This is a genomic window from Agrobacterium sp. 10T429, from assembly GCF_056393925.1.
The window spans coordinates 298,722-313,397 of sequence record NZ_JBFTGV010000004.1; the positions used below are offsets into that span (position 1 = coordinate 298,722).

The window sequence follows — 14,676 nt, forward strand, 5'->3', positions numbered from 1 at the left end:
CAAACCTAAATGCGAAGACTTCAATATTCTTTCTCGTAAAATATACCGGCTGCACCTTCGCCATTACCGCCCGCTTCACCGCGCAGCTTCACGCCGCGCCCGACATCGAGGTTGATGATGGCCTTTGCGCCGGAATCGCCGCTTTGCTGCAGTTCGAGATAGGTTCGCTCGTTGAGATATTTGCCGGCGGAAACGCGGGCCTGGCCTTCCGAATCCGTCGAGATGTCGAGATCGTCGACACCGAGATTGCTTCGCAGCTTGTCGAACAACGATGTGGAGCGCCCGCCGGCAAGCTGGGCTGCCGCATCCGCCAGCCGCGCGATCTGCAAGGCCGAGAGCTTGGACATGGATTGGCCGAAGATCAGCTGTGCCATAACCTCATCCTGCGGCAGAGCCGGGGTTGAGGAGAAGGCGAATGTCGGGTCGTTGGCATTGCCGGAAACCGCAACGGTGATGGTGGCGGAACCAGCGGTGGACTGCGCCTCCATATCCAGAACCGGCACGAGGCCGCCGCCGAAGGTTATCTTGCCCGTATTGAAATCGAGACGGCGGGTGAGAATTTCGAGCCGTCCACGGCGCATTTCAAAACCGCCGGAGATGACGGGAACAGCTGCCGTACCGCGAATGGTCAGATTGCCGGTCAATTCTGCGTCGATGCCGCGTCCGCGCACGAAGATGCCGCTTGGTGCGTTTACCTGCAGATCAAGATTGATAGTGGATGAACTGCCACTACCACCCTGATCGTTGCCGAGTGCCTTTACCTGCGCCCGCACCTGCGGCGGGGCGTTCTTGTGCTTGACGTCGATTTCCGTCAGCGAGGCCGGAAGTTTCTCCGGGATGGTGATGGCGCTTCTGTCCAGCGTCAGCTTGCCGCCAAGCACGGGCGAATTCAGAAGCGGACCCTTCAGCGTCAGCGTGCCGCTTACGATGGTCGTCACCAGCGTGCCATCATTGTAACCGGCGCGGTCCAACGTGATCGTGATGTCGGCTGGAAAGCCCGAACCGCCCGTTATACCGACGCTACCCGTTCCCGAGATCGTTCCGCCGCCAGCAAGCTTTCCCGTCAGCCGGGAGATGATGGCGCGATCACGATCGAAGGTGACCGTTGCAGCCAGCCCGTTGACCGTGAGGTTACGGCGCACATCGGTCAGGCGCGTACCATCGGTGGTGATGCTGCCGGTAACGACAGGCGCGGAAGCGCTGCCGGAAATCTTCACATCGATGGCGGCGGTGCCGTCCACATCGAGGCCCTGTGCTGCGGTTTGTGCGGCAACGGCGGAGAAGGGCAACCTCCCGGAAAAGGCCATGGAAAGCGGACGGTTACCGGCAATGCCGAGGGAGCCGCCGCCCGAAAGCGACATGCCGCCCTGACCGGTTACATTCGTATCGATCTGCAGGGTGCCGCCGGCGAAACGGCCGTTTGCCTTGATGCCGAGCGCTGCAAGCCCTGCCGCACGCGTCTGGGCAACCTCGGCATTCGTCCAGTTCAGATTATAATCGACCGCTGGGTCTGAAGCCGTGCCCTTGGCGCTGACTGTCCCGGATATACTCCCCGCCGCATCCAGCCCGGTGGCGAAGGCATTTGCGAGGTTCGCGGGAAGCGAGCGGATATTGGCGTTGATGTCGAGTGTCGAACCCGCCTTGCCGTTTACCTCGACGCGCCCGTCGCCGGTGATGATAGTCAGACCGGAGATGCGGGCCGTGCCGTTTTCGATCGCAATTGTACTCGGCTTTTCAAGCCGTACGGCAATGCCCTTGGGGGCGGCCGAGAAGGCATCGAGCCGCACGGTCATCGGCGATCCTGCGGTATTGGCACTGCCCTTTACCACGAGCGGCGCATTGTCGTAGCGTCCGTTGACATCGAAGTTGGTGGTCGTGCCGGAATGGCCAATGGTTGCATTCAGCGCCGAAATCGCCGCAGTGCCAGCATTGACGCTGTCGGCGCTGACCTTGCCGTTGATGGCGAGCGCCTGAAGGTCGTCAATGGAGATATCGGCAGCGAGCTTCGAAATAACCGTTGTGCCCTGGCGGATGCTGCCGCCATTCGCCTTTATCGTCGCGGCAATCCGGCCGTTATCGTTACTGAGTACGATGTCGCCGGCAATATCGCCATCTGCCTGTTGCGCGGCAAGTGCCGCCAGCAGGGCCAAGTCCGGGAAATTGAACGAAAGATTGCCAGATGGCAGGAATTGTTGCGAGAATTGCAGCTTCCCGTTCAAGATGTTGCGACCCACTGCCACATGAAGCTCGGGTATTGCCGTGCCGTTTTCTGTCTGCACCACATTGGCGTTGGCGTCGATCTTCTGCCGGTCGAGGCTGCCGCTGGCGGTCAGTTTTGCCTGCGGTGCGGCCGGATCGGCCTTGCCTGCGGCATTGACCTTCAGGGCTTCAAGCTTCCGTCCGGCAAGAGTGGCACTTTCGGAGCTTAAGGTGACATTGAAGTCGGGCGCGGCAAGCGCGCCGCTGGCTTCAATTGCAAAATCGGCAACGCCCTTTGCCTGTGGCGTCAGTTTTTCGAGAGCGGGAAACTTGCCCGTCAGATTGGCGCTCAACGCGTCGTCTTCGAGACTGACATCACCTGTCGCTTCAATTGTTCCGGATTTGACCACGAGGTTCTGAACGCTTGTGCGCCCGCCAATGATCAGGTCGATATCGCCCTGCAAAGCTATGGTGGTATCGAATTTTTCCGCCAGCGCTGGCGGCAGGGTGGCGGGCAACGCGAAGAGCTGCACGCTGGATGTCAGGCGATTGTTCGCGAGGTCGAAACTGCCGTTCAGCGTTCCGCCGACGCTGGCGCTCTCCAGCGTCGCGCCGTCAAAGCCGAGCGTCGAGGAGGTGAGGCTGACCGGCGCCTTGATGGTGACCGGCGCACGCACCAGCCGGTCGATATCCGGGCTGACGAAGGACGATTGTGCCACGGAGAGAATGGTGTCGATGGTGCCGCTGCGATCGGCAATGTTGAGATTGCCGCTCCTGGCCGCCAGCTTGACATCATCAAGCCTACCCTGTGGGAGGGAAAGGCTGCGCAACGATGCCGTGGTGTTGAGATGAGCGGCATCAGCGTTGCCTTTCAGGGAAAGATCAATGCCATTGATGAGGGCCTGGATCTCGCCATTGTTCAGCGGCCAGCGGAAATCCACTGGCCCGGCGGTGCCGATGAGGTTGGCACTAAGATCGTTCTGGCCGTTCGGATCCACGGTGCCCGAGGCAGTCAGCAGCAATGTGCCGGTTTCCAGCGTGCTGCTGCCGATTTCGATGCGGCCCTGTGGTGAGAGCGTGGCGTTTGCATCAAGTTTCGTCTCGCCGGCAAAAAGCTGCCGGAAAGCGGGGGGCAGAAGCAGATCGGGCTGGCCGCCGCCTGCGACCTCGATACGCCGCGTGCCGTCGTCTCCAAGTAGATGGTGGCCGGTGACGTTGAGCACGGGGTTGCCGGCGACGTTGCCGCGCAGAGTGCCGGTCCAGTCAGAAAGCGGACCTTCACCGTTCACATCGATCGCCACGGCGGGTGTGCCCGGAAGCGAGAGCAGCGTGGCCAGAAGCCCGCCCTCGGGCTCCTTCATCTCCGCTTTCAACTTCAAGACATTTTCATTCGGCAGAAACGCGATGTCCGCATTGATGGCAGCGTCCGGCGTGCTCTGCCGGTGGGCGGTGAGCGATAGCCTGATATCGTCCTGCGCGGCCTTGAGATTGCCCTCGGCGGTCAGCTCGAAGTCGCGGCCAAGAAGGGATTGTCCGAGGCTAATATCGGGGAAATCGAAACTGTCGATGTCGATTTCAATCGGCAGGGACGAACTGCCGGAGCTTTTGGTCGATGTTTGCTCAGCGGGAAGCGGTTTGCGATCGACATCAATCGATCCGGCCGACACCCGGTCGGCGTGGAAGGTTCCGGCAAGAAGCGAGAGCGGCGACCAGTCAACGGCGATCTGGTTCACGCGGGCGTAAGGTCCCTGCCGATCCGAAAGGGTGACATTGTCGAGCCGCAGGCGACCGGTCAAAAGACCGCTGGGTGGAGAGATTTCGATTGTCTGGTCGGGCGTGGAAACGAGCGATGAAATCTGCTTTGCGGCAATTCTTGCACCCATCGGGGTAAGACCGACGAACAGAACCGCAAGCAACACCAGCACCACGCCGCAAAGAGCAGCGTAGCCCAGCCATTTCAGCAATCGAATCAACGTTGTCATCAAGCGTAATCTACACTTTGTTGCTAGGGTGTTCGATGGCAGCGTTTAAAAAGACTGGCCGATGCCAGCATAAATGCCGAAATTGTTGCCACCATCATATTTTTCAAGCGGCATGGCGACATCAAGACGCAAAGGCCCAAAGGGCGTTGCGTAACGCAAACCAATACCGGCGCCAGCCCGGATATCGGAGAAATCAGGGGTCACGCTGTCGGATACCACACCCGCATCGATGAAGGGCACGATTCCGATCGTATCGGTGACCTTGATACGGGCTTCGATGGAGCCAACCACGTAAGAGCGGCCGCCAGTTGCATCACCGGCTGCATTATAGGGCGATATTTCCTGGTAGCTATAGCCGCGGACGGATCCACCGCCGCCGGCATAAAAGCGCCTTGTGGTCGGTATGTCCTGCAGATTGCTGCCGCCGACGAGCACGCCGCCGGAAAGCTTTCCGGCCATGATCAAGCGATCTTCGGCGCCGAGTCCCTTATAACCCGAAATAGAGCCTTCAAAGGAGGAAAAGAAAGTGCCGTTCAGCGCTTCGTAGCTGGGCTTGGCGGCCACCGATGCACGAAAGCCTTCAGTGGGGTTGAGCTTGTCGTCGCGCGTATCGCGAACGAATTCCAGCGGTATGGAGGTGGTCAGATATTTGTTCTTGCCGAATGCGTCTTCGGTATCTGCCCACTGCACCTCGAGACCGGCGGCTGCGGTATCGGTGTCGTTCAGCTCATAACTGAAACCGGCGGCTCCAGTTATGGTCTTGGCCTCATAGGTATCGGGATGTTCGGTCTTGGCGATCAGGCTGGTCTTGAATGTGGTGCGCGGGTTGAACATGCCGGGCTTTGTGAAGGTGATGCCCGCCGAATAGTCCATGCCTTCAACGCTCGATGCTTCGGCGATGCGTGAAACCGAACCCTCGATCCGCAGCGATTCCGCCTGCCCGAACAGGTTCCTGTGGCCCCAATACCCCTGGAGGCCAATGCCTTCCGTGGTGGAATATTGTGCGCCGACGCCGAAATAACGGTGCTTGCCCTCTGACACCTCGATGGTGAGCGGAATGGAGCCATCGCGCGACAGCGTTCCTGCTTCCTTGATTGTCAGGCTGGAAAAGACGCCGAGCTGGCGTAGCCGGTCTGCGGCCTTGCGCAGTTTTTCCGGCGAGTAGGGTTCGCCGCCATTGAGGCGCGAATAACGGCGGATGAAGTCGCCGTCGACGGTTTTTTCGCCGGTGACGGTAACCGCGCCGAGGGGTGCCACGGGGCCACCTTCGGCAGCCATGGTAATATCGACCGTGTTCGTCGCGTGGTTTGCAACGGCCTCGCGTTTCGTCAGCTTCGCAAGCGGGCGGCCTTCGGCTTTCAGATCATCGATCAGCTTGTTGCCGGCGCGGATGATTGCCAGAGATCCGGCATCGCCGCCGGTGACGAGACCGTATTCTTCAAGGTTGCGGCCCGTCACATCGCCCTCGAGCCTGATATTGCCGAGCGTGAAGACCGGGCCGGGGGTGACGGTTATGACAACGGGCACCGGAGCGGAGTGATCGAACACCGGATTGGGTGGCAGATCGTCCACATCCTTGCCGGCGACCGTGACCTTGACGATGCCGCCATATCGGGCGTTTTCGTAAAGCGCTGCGATCAGCCTGTCCCTGTCATCACGCGCCTTGATCAGAAGGCCGAGATCGCCGGAGGCCGGTTTGTCCTTGTCGGCCAGAAGAAGCGAGCTGTTTTCCAGGCTGCCTTTGAGAGATTTGTCTGCATCGGCAGCATTCAGCGTCACGGCATATTTGACCGGATTTATAACTTCGATCTCCGGTTCTTCCGAACCCCAGAGACGCACGCCGAACAGCTTGAAAGCAAAAGCATCGCGAGTAAACGCCGGGTACAGGGCGAACGTAACGGCAACCGCAAGAGCGGTGCCAGCTTTCCGATACGCAATACCTGTCTTCGGGTTAGTCCGTGTTCTTCGCATAAGCTGCTTTATGGTTGAGCATTTATTATGGCTCTGACCCGTTTCCTGTCCGTTAACAGTGCAGTTTAATCATAAATAAACGGCGTTGAGGACCCTTCGGACTGTGTTTTGCCCGCCTTAACGCAAAAAGCCCCGGATGACCGGGGCTTCTGTGCAACGGTATCTCGTGCAGCTATTAACGGCAACGCGCCGTGTAACGCTGACCGTACTGGTCGCGATAATAGCAATAGCCCGGTTCGGATGCATTGCCGATCAACGCGCCGCCAACGCCACCGATCGCCGCGCCCACTGCCGCGCCACGAACGTTGCCCGTGATAGCGCCGCCCAGGACCGCACCGGAAACGGCACCGATCGAAGCACCCTTTTCAGTCTGCGTGCAGCTTGCAAGCGACAGGCCGACCAGCGCAAATATGATTGCCTTTTTCATGAAACTCTCTCCAACGTTACAATGAGCTCTTCGGCTCGGTAGGCGTCCCATATTTATCTGCGGCGACTGCTACCTCCGACCGCCACAGATAACTAACAATTCGATACCGTTTAGGGAAGCCTCCTCTTTCAGGCGTTCTTCCGCGCGTAAATCGATTGCGTCCCAAACAACGGCGCCGTTTGAAAAAGGTTCCAAATTTCCGGGTTTTTTGATGTGAATCAATTTTGTACTTTTCATCGGCGTCTATAAACGGTTTATTGGAATGGTTCAAAACAACGGCGAATTGACGCAGACGTGGTTAAAGCAGCTCGCAAGGGTTGACGGTCCCGGTGTCGAGGCAGAAAACGATCTGGTCAATTCTGGAGCATGGCATGGACTTCGAGGCATTTTTTACGACGGAACTGCAGAGCCTGCATTCTGAGGGACGCTATCGCGTTTTTGCGGATATCGAACGCCAGCAGGGGAATTTTCCCCGCGCGACACGGTACAACGCCAATGGCGAGCGCAAGGACGTAACCGTCTGGTGTTCCAACGATTATCTGGGCATGGGCCAGAACCCCAAAGTCATCGAAGCCATGAAAGCCGCCATCGATCACTGTGGCGCGGGTGCGGGAGGCACCCGCAACATTTCTGGGACCAACCATCATCACGTCCTGCTGGAACAGGAACTTGCCGATCTGCACGGCAAGGAATCGGCGCTGATCTTCACGTCGGGTTACGTTTCCAACTGGGCGACACTCGGCACACTTGGCCAGAAAATTCCGGGCCTCGTCATTTTCTCCGATGCGCTCAACCATGCCTCGATGATCGAAGGCATCCGTTACGGCCGTTGCGAGCGGGTGATCTGGAAACACAATGATCTCGAAGATCTCGAGGCGAAGCTCAAGGCAGCCGATCCAAGCGCGCCGAAGCTCATCGCCTTTGAATCCGTCTATTCGATGGATGGCGATATCGCCCCGATCAAGGAAATCTGCGATCTTGCCGATCGTTATGGCGCCATGACCTATCTCGACGAAGTCCATGCCGTTGGCATGTACGGACCGCGCGGCGGCGGCATTGCCGAGCGCGAAGGCCTGATGGATCGCCTGACGATCATCGAGGGAACGCTCGGCAAGGCTTTCGGCGTGATGGGCGGTTATATTGCCGGGTCCACGGCGGTCTGTGATTTTATCCGTTCTTTCGCCTCCGGTTTCATCTTCACGACGGCCCTGCCGCCGTCGCTCGCTGCCGGCGCAATCGCCTCGATCCAGCATTTGAAGGCAAGCCCCTTTGAGCGCGCCCGCCATCAGGACAGGGTGCGCAAGCTGCGGGGGCTTCTGGATGCACGCGGCATTCCGCATATGGACAATCCCAGCCATATCGTACCGGTCATGGTGGGCGATGCCGCCAAGTGCAAATGGATTTCGGATATCCTGCTCGACAATCACGGCGTCTATGTCCAGCCGATCAATTATCCAACCGTGCCGCGCAAGACCGAGCGTCTGCGCATCACGCCGACACCGCTGCACACCGATGCCGACATCGAACAGTTGGTCGGCGCGTTGCACCAGCTCTGGTCGCATTGTGCGCTGGCGCGGGCGGTGGCTTAAGGCCGCAGTTCAAACAAGAGAAAATCTGGCCGCGTTTACGCGGCCTTTTCTTTGCTGGCGATCAGTTCCCGCGCGTGATTGCGGGCTTCCCCGTCCGCCGAAAATACGTCTTCAATGCTGTTGGCTGATCGGCCGTCATGCATGCGGTCCATGACCGTTTCGACGATTTCGGCCATATCGAGAAAACCGATGCCGCCTTCGACGAAGGCGTGAAAGGCGGTTTCTTCGGCGGCATTCAGGGCCGCGCCCTGCAAGCCTCCGCGCTCCAGCGCCGTGCGCGCCAGTCGGAGTGCTGGAAACCGGGTTTCATCAGGCGCTTCGAAATCGAGCCGCGCCAGTTTGGCGAAATCCAGGCGTTCGACATTGAGATTGCCGCGCTCAGGATAGGTGAGGGCATAGGAGATGGCGGTGCGCATATCGGGCGAGCCGAGCTGGGCGATGTAGGAGCCATCAGTATAACCCACCATCGAATGTATGATCGACTGCGGATGGACGATCACTTCGACCTGATCGGGCCTGAGATCGAAGAGATATTTCGCCTCGATCATTTCCAGGCCCTTATTGAACATGGAGGCGCTGCCGATCGATACCTTCAACCCCATAGACCAGTTGGGATGGGCACGGGCGATATCTGCCGTGACATTGGACATCTGCTCACGCGACCATGTGCGGAACGGTCCGCCGGATGCGGTGAGTACGATGCGCTCCACGGCCTGTTTGTGATCGCCCGTCAGGCACTGGAAGATCGCGCTATGTTCGCTATCGACCGGGATCAACCTGCCGCCGCCCTGTTTGACCGTGCGGAGGAAAACATCGCCTGCGGAAACGAGGCATTCCTTGTTTGCAAGCGCTATGTCTGCGCCGCGCCGTGCGGCTGTCAATGTCGGGGCAAGACCAGGTGTTCCGGCAATCGCTGCCATTACCCAGCCGGCCTCCATCGAGGCCGCTTCTTCGAGGCCGGATTTGCCTGCCGCAACTTCAATGCCGGTGCCGGCAAGGGCCGCTTTCAGCGCTTCGTATTTGCCATCCTCGGCGGTTACCGCAAGCTGCGCGCCGAATTCACGCGCCTGTTGCGCCAGAAGATCGATGTTTCCGGCGCCGGTGAGCGCCAAAACCTCGAATTGTCTGCGACCACCCAGCTGACGGACGACATCCAGTGTGTTCGTACCGATCGAACCCGTCGAACCCAATATCGTCAGCCTGCGTGGCATTTCACTGGTATCTGTCATCTTCCGTCCGTCGGTCGTTTCCGGTTGCCCGAAACCGATGCATAGTTTCTGGCGACATGCACTAGCCTCTACTCGTGAAAACCGATCATAACAAGGACACAGCCGGGCTATTGTTTTTGCGGATGGCAAAGCCATATGCAAGAAAAACGATGTGAGAATATTGATGCGACGTTTTCTGGTTTCCAGCGGTTGGATTTTTGCGGCAAGCCTTGTGCTGGTTCTGGTCTTTATTCCTTTCGACCCACGCCTTTCGGAACATGCTCAAGCCCTGCCGGGAAGGATAGTTTCCTTCAATCGCTCCATTACCGATTTCGGTACTTTCAGCTGGATGCTTTATTCCACCGGCGCTCTTGCCATCCTCGCCTATGTCGGCGCGCGGGTCCTGCAGGCGCGGACCTACGCCGGGCGGCTGAGAACGGCATGGCGGCTTCTCGCTTACTTCTTCCTGACGATCGGAACGGCGAGCATATTGGTCCACACGCTGAAATTCCTGATCGGGCGGGCGCGGCCGGAGCTTTTTCTGGAAATGGGTGCCTATAGCCTCACGCCTTTTACCGGTGACAATCTTTATGAGAGCTTCCCGTCAGGCCATTCGACGGCTGCCGGAGCGTTTTTCGGTGTTTTCGCCATGCTGATGCCGCGCTTCCGCTGGGCGTTCCTGCTGCTTGCGCTTGTCATTGGTGTTTCACGCGTCATCGTCGGCGCGCATTATCCAAGCGATGTGGCCGCCGGGCTGTTGCTTGGCATGTGGACGGCCATGGCCTTCGCCTTTATCTTTGCCCGGTCCGAAATGCTTTTCCGTTTCGATGCACATGGTTGGCCACAGCCGAAAAATGCAAACCTGCCGCCGGCGGATGCACGATAGAGACGTTTAACGGACAGGGGGGCGGTGATGGAAGAAGCGAAAGTCGTGCCGAAGAATGACGGCAGGGCCGTTCAGCACATCCGCACGTCCGTTGTCGTGGCCGGTGGCGGGCCGGCCGGCCTGATGCTTGGCCTTTTGCTTGCCCGCAGCGGTATAGACGTAACGGTTGTCGAGAAACATGGAGATTTTCTGCGCGATTTTCGCGGCGACACCATTCACCCCTCCACGCTTGAACTGATGGAGCAGCTGGGTTTCGCCGAGGAGTTCCTGAGCCTCCCGCATACGCGTGCGCCACGGCTGAACGCAGTCATCGGCGGCGAGCGTATCACGATCGCAGATTTTTCGCGGCTGCCGGTCCATCATCGTTTCATTGCCTTCATGCCGCAATGGGATTTTCTCAATTTTATCGTCGGCAAGGCCGGGCAATATGAGAATTTCCGGCTGCTGATGAATGCGCCGGTAACCGGCCTGATCGAGAGCGACGGGCGTGTTGGTGGCCTCATGGTCAATACGCCGGAAGGCCCAATCGAGATCGCCGCTGATCTGGTGGTGGGCGCGGATGGCCGCAACTCCATCGTCCGCGAGGCGGCGGGACTTGAAGTACAGCACTTCGGCATCCCGACCGAGGTGCTTTGGATGCGCCTTTCGAGACAGCCGGGTGATCCGGCCGACACCATGGGCCATGCGGGTTCGCGGCAGGGTTTCGTGATGATCAACCGCGGTGACTACTGGCAATGCGGGTACGTGGTGCGCAAGGGCTTTTTCGCTGACATGAAGATTGAGGGACTTGAAGCCTTCAGGAACCGGGTTGCGGAAATCTGCCCTTTCCCGCGCGAGAGGCTCGACGAAATTACGAGCTGGGATGACGTGCATCTGCTCACCGTCCGTATCGATCGGTTGAAGCGCTGGTGGAAGCCCGGCCTGATCTGCATCGGCGATGCGGCCCATGCCATGTCGCCCGTCGGCGGTGTCGGCATCAATCTTGCCATTCAGGATGCGGTTGCTGCGGCCAATGTTCTGGTGCCGGTATTCACATCCGGCCGGACCATTGCCGATGATGACCTCGCCGCCATAGAGAAACGGCGATCCTTTCCAACCAAGGCCACGCAATTCTTGCAGCGGATGATGCGTGTCGGTCGCAAGAAAGAGCAGACGGAAACGGCGGAAAAGCCGAAAGGCCCACCCGCCATCGTGCGGGCGATCATGCGGTTTCCACTTTTTGCCCATCTGACCGGCAGGCTGGTGGGGTTGGGCTTTCGTCGGGAAAAGATCGAGACGGTGTGACGCGGCTTAAACCGCGTTCACGATTTCCTTCGCATATTTCAGCCCGATAACGGCGGAACCAATCAGCCCCGGCTCGATCCGGCAAATGGCAGGCACGACGAGCGGCCTGTCGAAGCGCCTGAGAATGCGGCCCCTGACGGCTTCGTCCAGAGCTGTCACGAGTTCCCTTGAATTCGAAAGCCCGCCGCCGACGGGCACGATGGTTGCGCCGGTGACATTGATCACCATCGCCAGCGGCGAGGCGAGAATATCAATGAGTACATCGATGGTTCTTGCGGCTTGCGCATCGCCTGCCTGCCAGGCGGCAATAATATCCTCACTGGTCATATCCTGCCCGTGAAGATGCAGATGCAGCTTTTCCATGCCGCGCGCGCTGCCGATCGCGTCGACACAGCCGGTAAGGCCGCAACCGCATTCGAATCGCGGCAGCGATACCGGTGGATTGCCGGCCAATGTCGCGGCCACTGGCCCATGTCCCCACTCGCCAGCGAAGCCGCCGTCGCTGTTGATGAGCTTGCCGTCAATCACCAGCCCGCCGCCGACACCTGTTCCAAGGATAACGCCGAAGACGACGCGATGTCCTTGTCCGGAGCCGATTTCCGATTCGGCGATCACGAAACAATCCGCATCGTTCGAAACGATAACGGGAAGGTTCAGGGCTTTTTCCAGATCGTCTTTTAACGTTCTGCGGTGAATGCTGGGAATATTGGCGACTGTCGCCTTTCCCGTATCAAGATCGATGACGCCTGCGATCGACAGTGATACGCAGTCGGGTGTGCCGCCGCTGTTGTCGATGACGGATTTCAAGCCGGCAGCGAAGTCTTCGAAGCTGGTTTTGGGCGTTGGTATACGCGGTACGGGGCGAATATCGTCCGGGGCATGGGCAATCGCGCCCTTGATGGTCGTTCCGCCGATATCGAAACAAACGATCATGGTTCAGACTCCGGAACGTGTGGCATCGTAGATTTTTTCTCCGCCAATCCATGTTGAATGCATCTGGAGGTCTGGTGTCAGCATCACGAAATCAGCATCGAAACCGGACAGGAGTTTTCCCTTGCCGGAGGCGCCGATTGCCTGCGCCGGATAGGCGGATGCCATTCGCAAAGCTTCTTCCAGCGGCATTTCCATCTTCTCACGCATGAAGCGGATGCAGGAGAGCATGTCTATATCCGCTCCCGCCAGCGTGCCGTCGGCCAATGTTAGCCGTCCACCGTTGCGATAGACGCGCCGGCCGTTCAGTTCGAAACCGTCATCATCCGTGCCGATGGTGGACATGGCGTCGGTGACAAGGAAGATGCGGGCCGGGCCATTCTTGGCGCGCAACGCAATGCCGATTGCGGCCGGATCGACATGGAATCCGTCGGCTATAAGCCCGCAATGCAACTTGCCGTTCGAAAGTGCGGCCCCGACCAGCCCCGGCTCGCGGTGGCCAAGCGGGCTCATGGCATTGAAGAGATGCGTTACCATGGATGCGCCTGCATCAGCATAGGCCGTCGCAACATCGAGACCGGTGTCGGTATGGCCGAGGCTGACGACGATGCCGGCGTCGCTGAGTGCTGCAACCTGCTCGACAGTAACATTTTCCGGGGCAATGGTTGTCAGCACGAAGGGGAGTTCCGCCCTGCAGCCGGTCAGGACCGCGAGGTCGTCTGTCTCCATCTTACGGATCAACGCCGGATCATGCGTGCCCTTGCGCGCGACGGAAAGATGCGGCCCCTCGAAATGCAGGCCGAGGAAACCGGGCACATGCTCCTTGCCCGCGGCAATCCCCGCCTGCGCCGCCCTGAAAGTCACGTCCGACCGGTCGGTGATGAGCGTCACCATCAAAGCCGTCGTGCCGAACTGGGCGTGGGCGGAGCAGATGCGGGCAATGCCAGCCACATCCGGCTGGTTGTTGAACATGACGCCGCCACCGCCATTGACCTGAAGGTCGATGAAGCCCGGAGCGATCAACAGCCCATCTGTATCGATCACTTCGGCGTCGGCAGGCACGCTGTCCAGGACAGCGGCAACGCGCCCTTCGCGGATCAGGAGCACCTTGTCATGATGCCATTCGGCGCCATCGAAAATGCGGGCGCCGACAAATGCCTTTATGCCGCTCATTGGGTTTCAGTCACCTTCTTCAATGCCACGGGAGCATCCGGGTTGAAGCCTCTTGCGCGCGACAATTGCTCGATGAAGCCGTAAAACGGTGCGATAAGCAGCAATGCATCGGTCAGGGGATGGTTGGTTTCCACGAAGGGCAAGGGCTTGGCCGGGCTACCCTTGGCGGATGTGACGAAAACATTGGCGCCTTTGTGGGCAAGGCTTGCGGCAATATCCGTAACGGAGGTCTCGGCGCGGTCGCGCGCGGCAAAGGCGATTACCGGAAATTTCGGTGCGACCAGCGAAACCGGGCCGTGCATGACTTCTGCCGACGAATAGGCTTCCGCGTGCAGCTCGCAGGTTTCCTTGCATTTCAGCGCGGCTTCCGCGGCAATCGCAAGAGCGGGGCCGCGGCCCAGCATATAAAGTGAATCCTCACCCTTCACAGCCTCGCCAATATGGCTCCAGTCAAGCGCGATCGCCTTGGCGAAATTCTGCGGCAGGGTGCTGACGGCCTTCGCGAGCAGGCTGTCTTCCGTCCATTCGGCAAGGATGGCCAGACCGGCGACAATGGAGTTGACGAAGGACTTGGTTGCGGCAACTGCCTTTTCCGGTCCCGCCTGGATGTCGACGGCGTGATTGGCTGCGTCTCCAAGGGGGGAGGGCAGGGTGTTCACGAGGGAGAAGGTAAGCGCTCCGCCCTTGCGGGCACTTTCCGCCAACGCGACGATGTCAGGGCTTTTGCCCGATTGCGATACGGCGAAGGCTGCCGCCCGTTCCAGTCGCAGTTTCGTCTGGTAGATCGAGGCGAGCGAAGGGCCGAGCGAGGCGACTGGAAGCCCCGTCTGTAACTCGATCGCATATTTCAGGAAATGCGCGGCGTGATCGGACGATCCGCGGGCAATGGTGACGATAACGGCCGGGTCACGGGCTTTCAGCTTGTCTCCGGCCTGCCGGAAGTCGGCACTGGTATTGTCCAGCAGACGGGCGACGGCATCGGGAATCTCGTTGATTTCCTGGCGCATCAGGGTTGTCATCGTTTTCT

At 59.3% G+C, this 14,676-nt stretch carries 10 protein-coding genes; 3 read left to right on the forward strand and 7 right to left on the reverse strand.

All coding sequences use genetic code 11. The features are described from left to right. Nucleotides 1-20: 20 nt before the first annotated feature. From AC1DCP_RS12725 to AC1DCP_RS12735, 3 genes are all read right to left on the reverse strand, one after another. Entirely contained in the window at nt 21-4,181 is a 4,161-nt protein-coding gene (locus AC1DCP_RS12725) for a translocation/assembly module TamB domain-containing protein (RefSeq protein WP_065688665.1), read from the reverse strand. 45 nt (nt 4,182-4,226) lie between these two features. Further along, entirely contained in the window at nt 4,227-6,152 is a 1,926-nt protein-coding gene (locus AC1DCP_RS12730) for an autotransporter assembly complex protein TamA (RefSeq protein ID WP_019566066.1), read from the reverse strand. A 175-nt stretch (nt 6,153-6,327) separates the two neighbouring features. After that, on the reverse strand, nt 6,328-6,579 hold the full coding sequence (locus AC1DCP_RS12735) for a YMGG-like glycine zipper-containing protein (protein WP_003492347.1): 252 nt from the start codon (nt 6,577-6,579) through the stop codon (nt 6,328-6,330). Nucleotides 6,580-6,950: 371 nt separating this feature from the next. Between AC1DCP_RS12735 and hemA the strand changes: the two genes are divergently transcribed. Continuing rightward, the gene (gene hemA, locus AC1DCP_RS12740) at nt 6,951-8,168 is read left to right on the forward strand and encodes a 5-aminolevulinate synthase (RefSeq protein WP_019566067.1); all 1,218 of its coding nucleotides are present in this window, start codon (nt 6,951-6,953) and stop codon (nt 8,166-8,168) included. A gap of 35 nt (nt 8,169-8,203) precedes the next feature. Here the strand turns inward: hemA and dxr are convergent, their stop codons facing one another. After that, on the reverse strand, nt 8,204-9,397 hold the full coding sequence (gene dxr, locus AC1DCP_RS12745) for a 1-deoxy-D-xylulose-5-phosphate reductoisomerase (protein ID WP_112153241.1): 1,194 nt from the start codon (nt 9,395-9,397) through the stop codon (nt 8,204-8,206). Nucleotides 9,398-9,560: 163 nt separating this feature from the next. On the opposite strand from dxr, the gene AC1DCP_RS12750 reads away from it, so the two are divergent. Both AC1DCP_RS12750 and AC1DCP_RS12755 read left to right on the forward strand, forming a co-directional pair. Then, entirely contained in the window at nt 9,561-10,262 is a 702-nt protein-coding gene (locus AC1DCP_RS12750; protein ID WP_065662999.1) for a phosphatase PAP2 family protein, read from the forward strand. Nucleotides 10,263-10,289: 27 nt separating this feature from the next. Further along, nucleotides 10,290-11,546 (forward strand): FAD-dependent oxidoreductase, encoded by a 1,257-nt coding sequence (locus tag AC1DCP_RS12755; RefSeq protein ID WP_038492321.1) that lies wholly within the window; start codon nt 10,290-10,292, stop codon nt 11,544-11,546. 6 nt (nt 11,547-11,552) lie between these two features. Here the strand turns inward: AC1DCP_RS12755 and AC1DCP_RS12760 are convergent, their stop codons facing one another. The 3 genes from AC1DCP_RS12760 to AC1DCP_RS12770 are packed head-to-tail and all read right to left on the reverse strand — an operon-like array spanning nt 11,553 to nt 14,668. Further along, on the reverse strand, nt 11,553-12,479 hold the full coding sequence (locus AC1DCP_RS12760; RefSeq protein WP_019566071.1) for an ROK family protein: 927 nt from the start codon (nt 12,477-12,479) through the stop codon (nt 11,553-11,555). Between the two features lie 3 nt (nt 12,480-12,482). Beyond that, nucleotides 12,483-13,649, reverse strand: coding sequence for an N-acetylglucosamine-6-phosphate deacetylase (gene nagA / locus AC1DCP_RS12765; RefSeq protein ID WP_065688662.1), 1,167 nt, complete (start codon nt 13,647-13,649; stop codon nt 12,483-12,485). Further along, nucleotides 13,646-14,668 (reverse strand): SIS domain-containing protein, encoded by a 1,023-nt coding sequence (locus tag AC1DCP_RS12770; protein WP_025594530.1) that lies wholly within the window; start codon nt 14,666-14,668, stop codon nt 13,646-13,648. The genes nagA and AC1DCP_RS12770 overlap by 4 nt, the downstream gene beginning before the upstream one ends. Between the last annotated feature and the right edge of the window lie 8 nt (nt 14,669-14,676).

Coding starts and splice junctions, on each gene's coding strand:
- AC1DCP_RS12760 (WP_019566071.1), bottom strand. CDS start 12,479: ATGATCGTTTGTTTCGATATCGGCGGAACGACCATCAAGGGCGCGATT.
- nagA (WP_065688662.1), bottom strand. CDS start 13,649: ATGAGCGGCATAAAGGCATTTGTCGGCGCCCGCATTTTCGATGGCGCC.
- dxr (WP_112153241.1), bottom strand. CDS start 9,397: ATGACAGATACCAGTGAAATGCCACGCAGGCTGACGATATTGGGTTCG.
- AC1DCP_RS12770 (WP_025594530.1), bottom strand. CDS start 14,668: ATGACAACCCTGATGCGCCAGGAAATCAACGAGATTCCCGATGCCGTC.
- AC1DCP_RS12725 (WP_065688665.1), bottom strand. CDS start 4,181: ATGACAACGTTGATTCGATTGCTGAAATGGCTGGGCTACGCTGCTCTT.
- AC1DCP_RS12750 (WP_065662999.1), top strand. CDS start 9,561: ATGCGACGTTTTCTGGTTTCCAGCGGTTGGATTTTTGCGGCAAGCCTT.
- hemA (WP_019566067.1), top strand. CDS start 6,951: ATGGACTTCGAGGCATTTTTTACGACGGAACTGCAGAGCCTGCATTCT.
- AC1DCP_RS12730 (WP_019566066.1), bottom strand. CDS start 6,152: ATGCGAAGAACACGGACTAACCCGAAGACAGGTATTGCGTATCGGAAA.
- AC1DCP_RS12755 (WP_038492321.1), top strand. CDS start 10,290: ATGGAAGAAGCGAAAGTCGTGCCGAAGAATGACGGCAGGGCCGTTCAG.
- AC1DCP_RS12735 (WP_003492347.1), bottom strand. CDS start 6,579: ATGAAAAAGGCAATCATATTTGCGCTGGTCGGCCTGTCGCTTGCAAGC.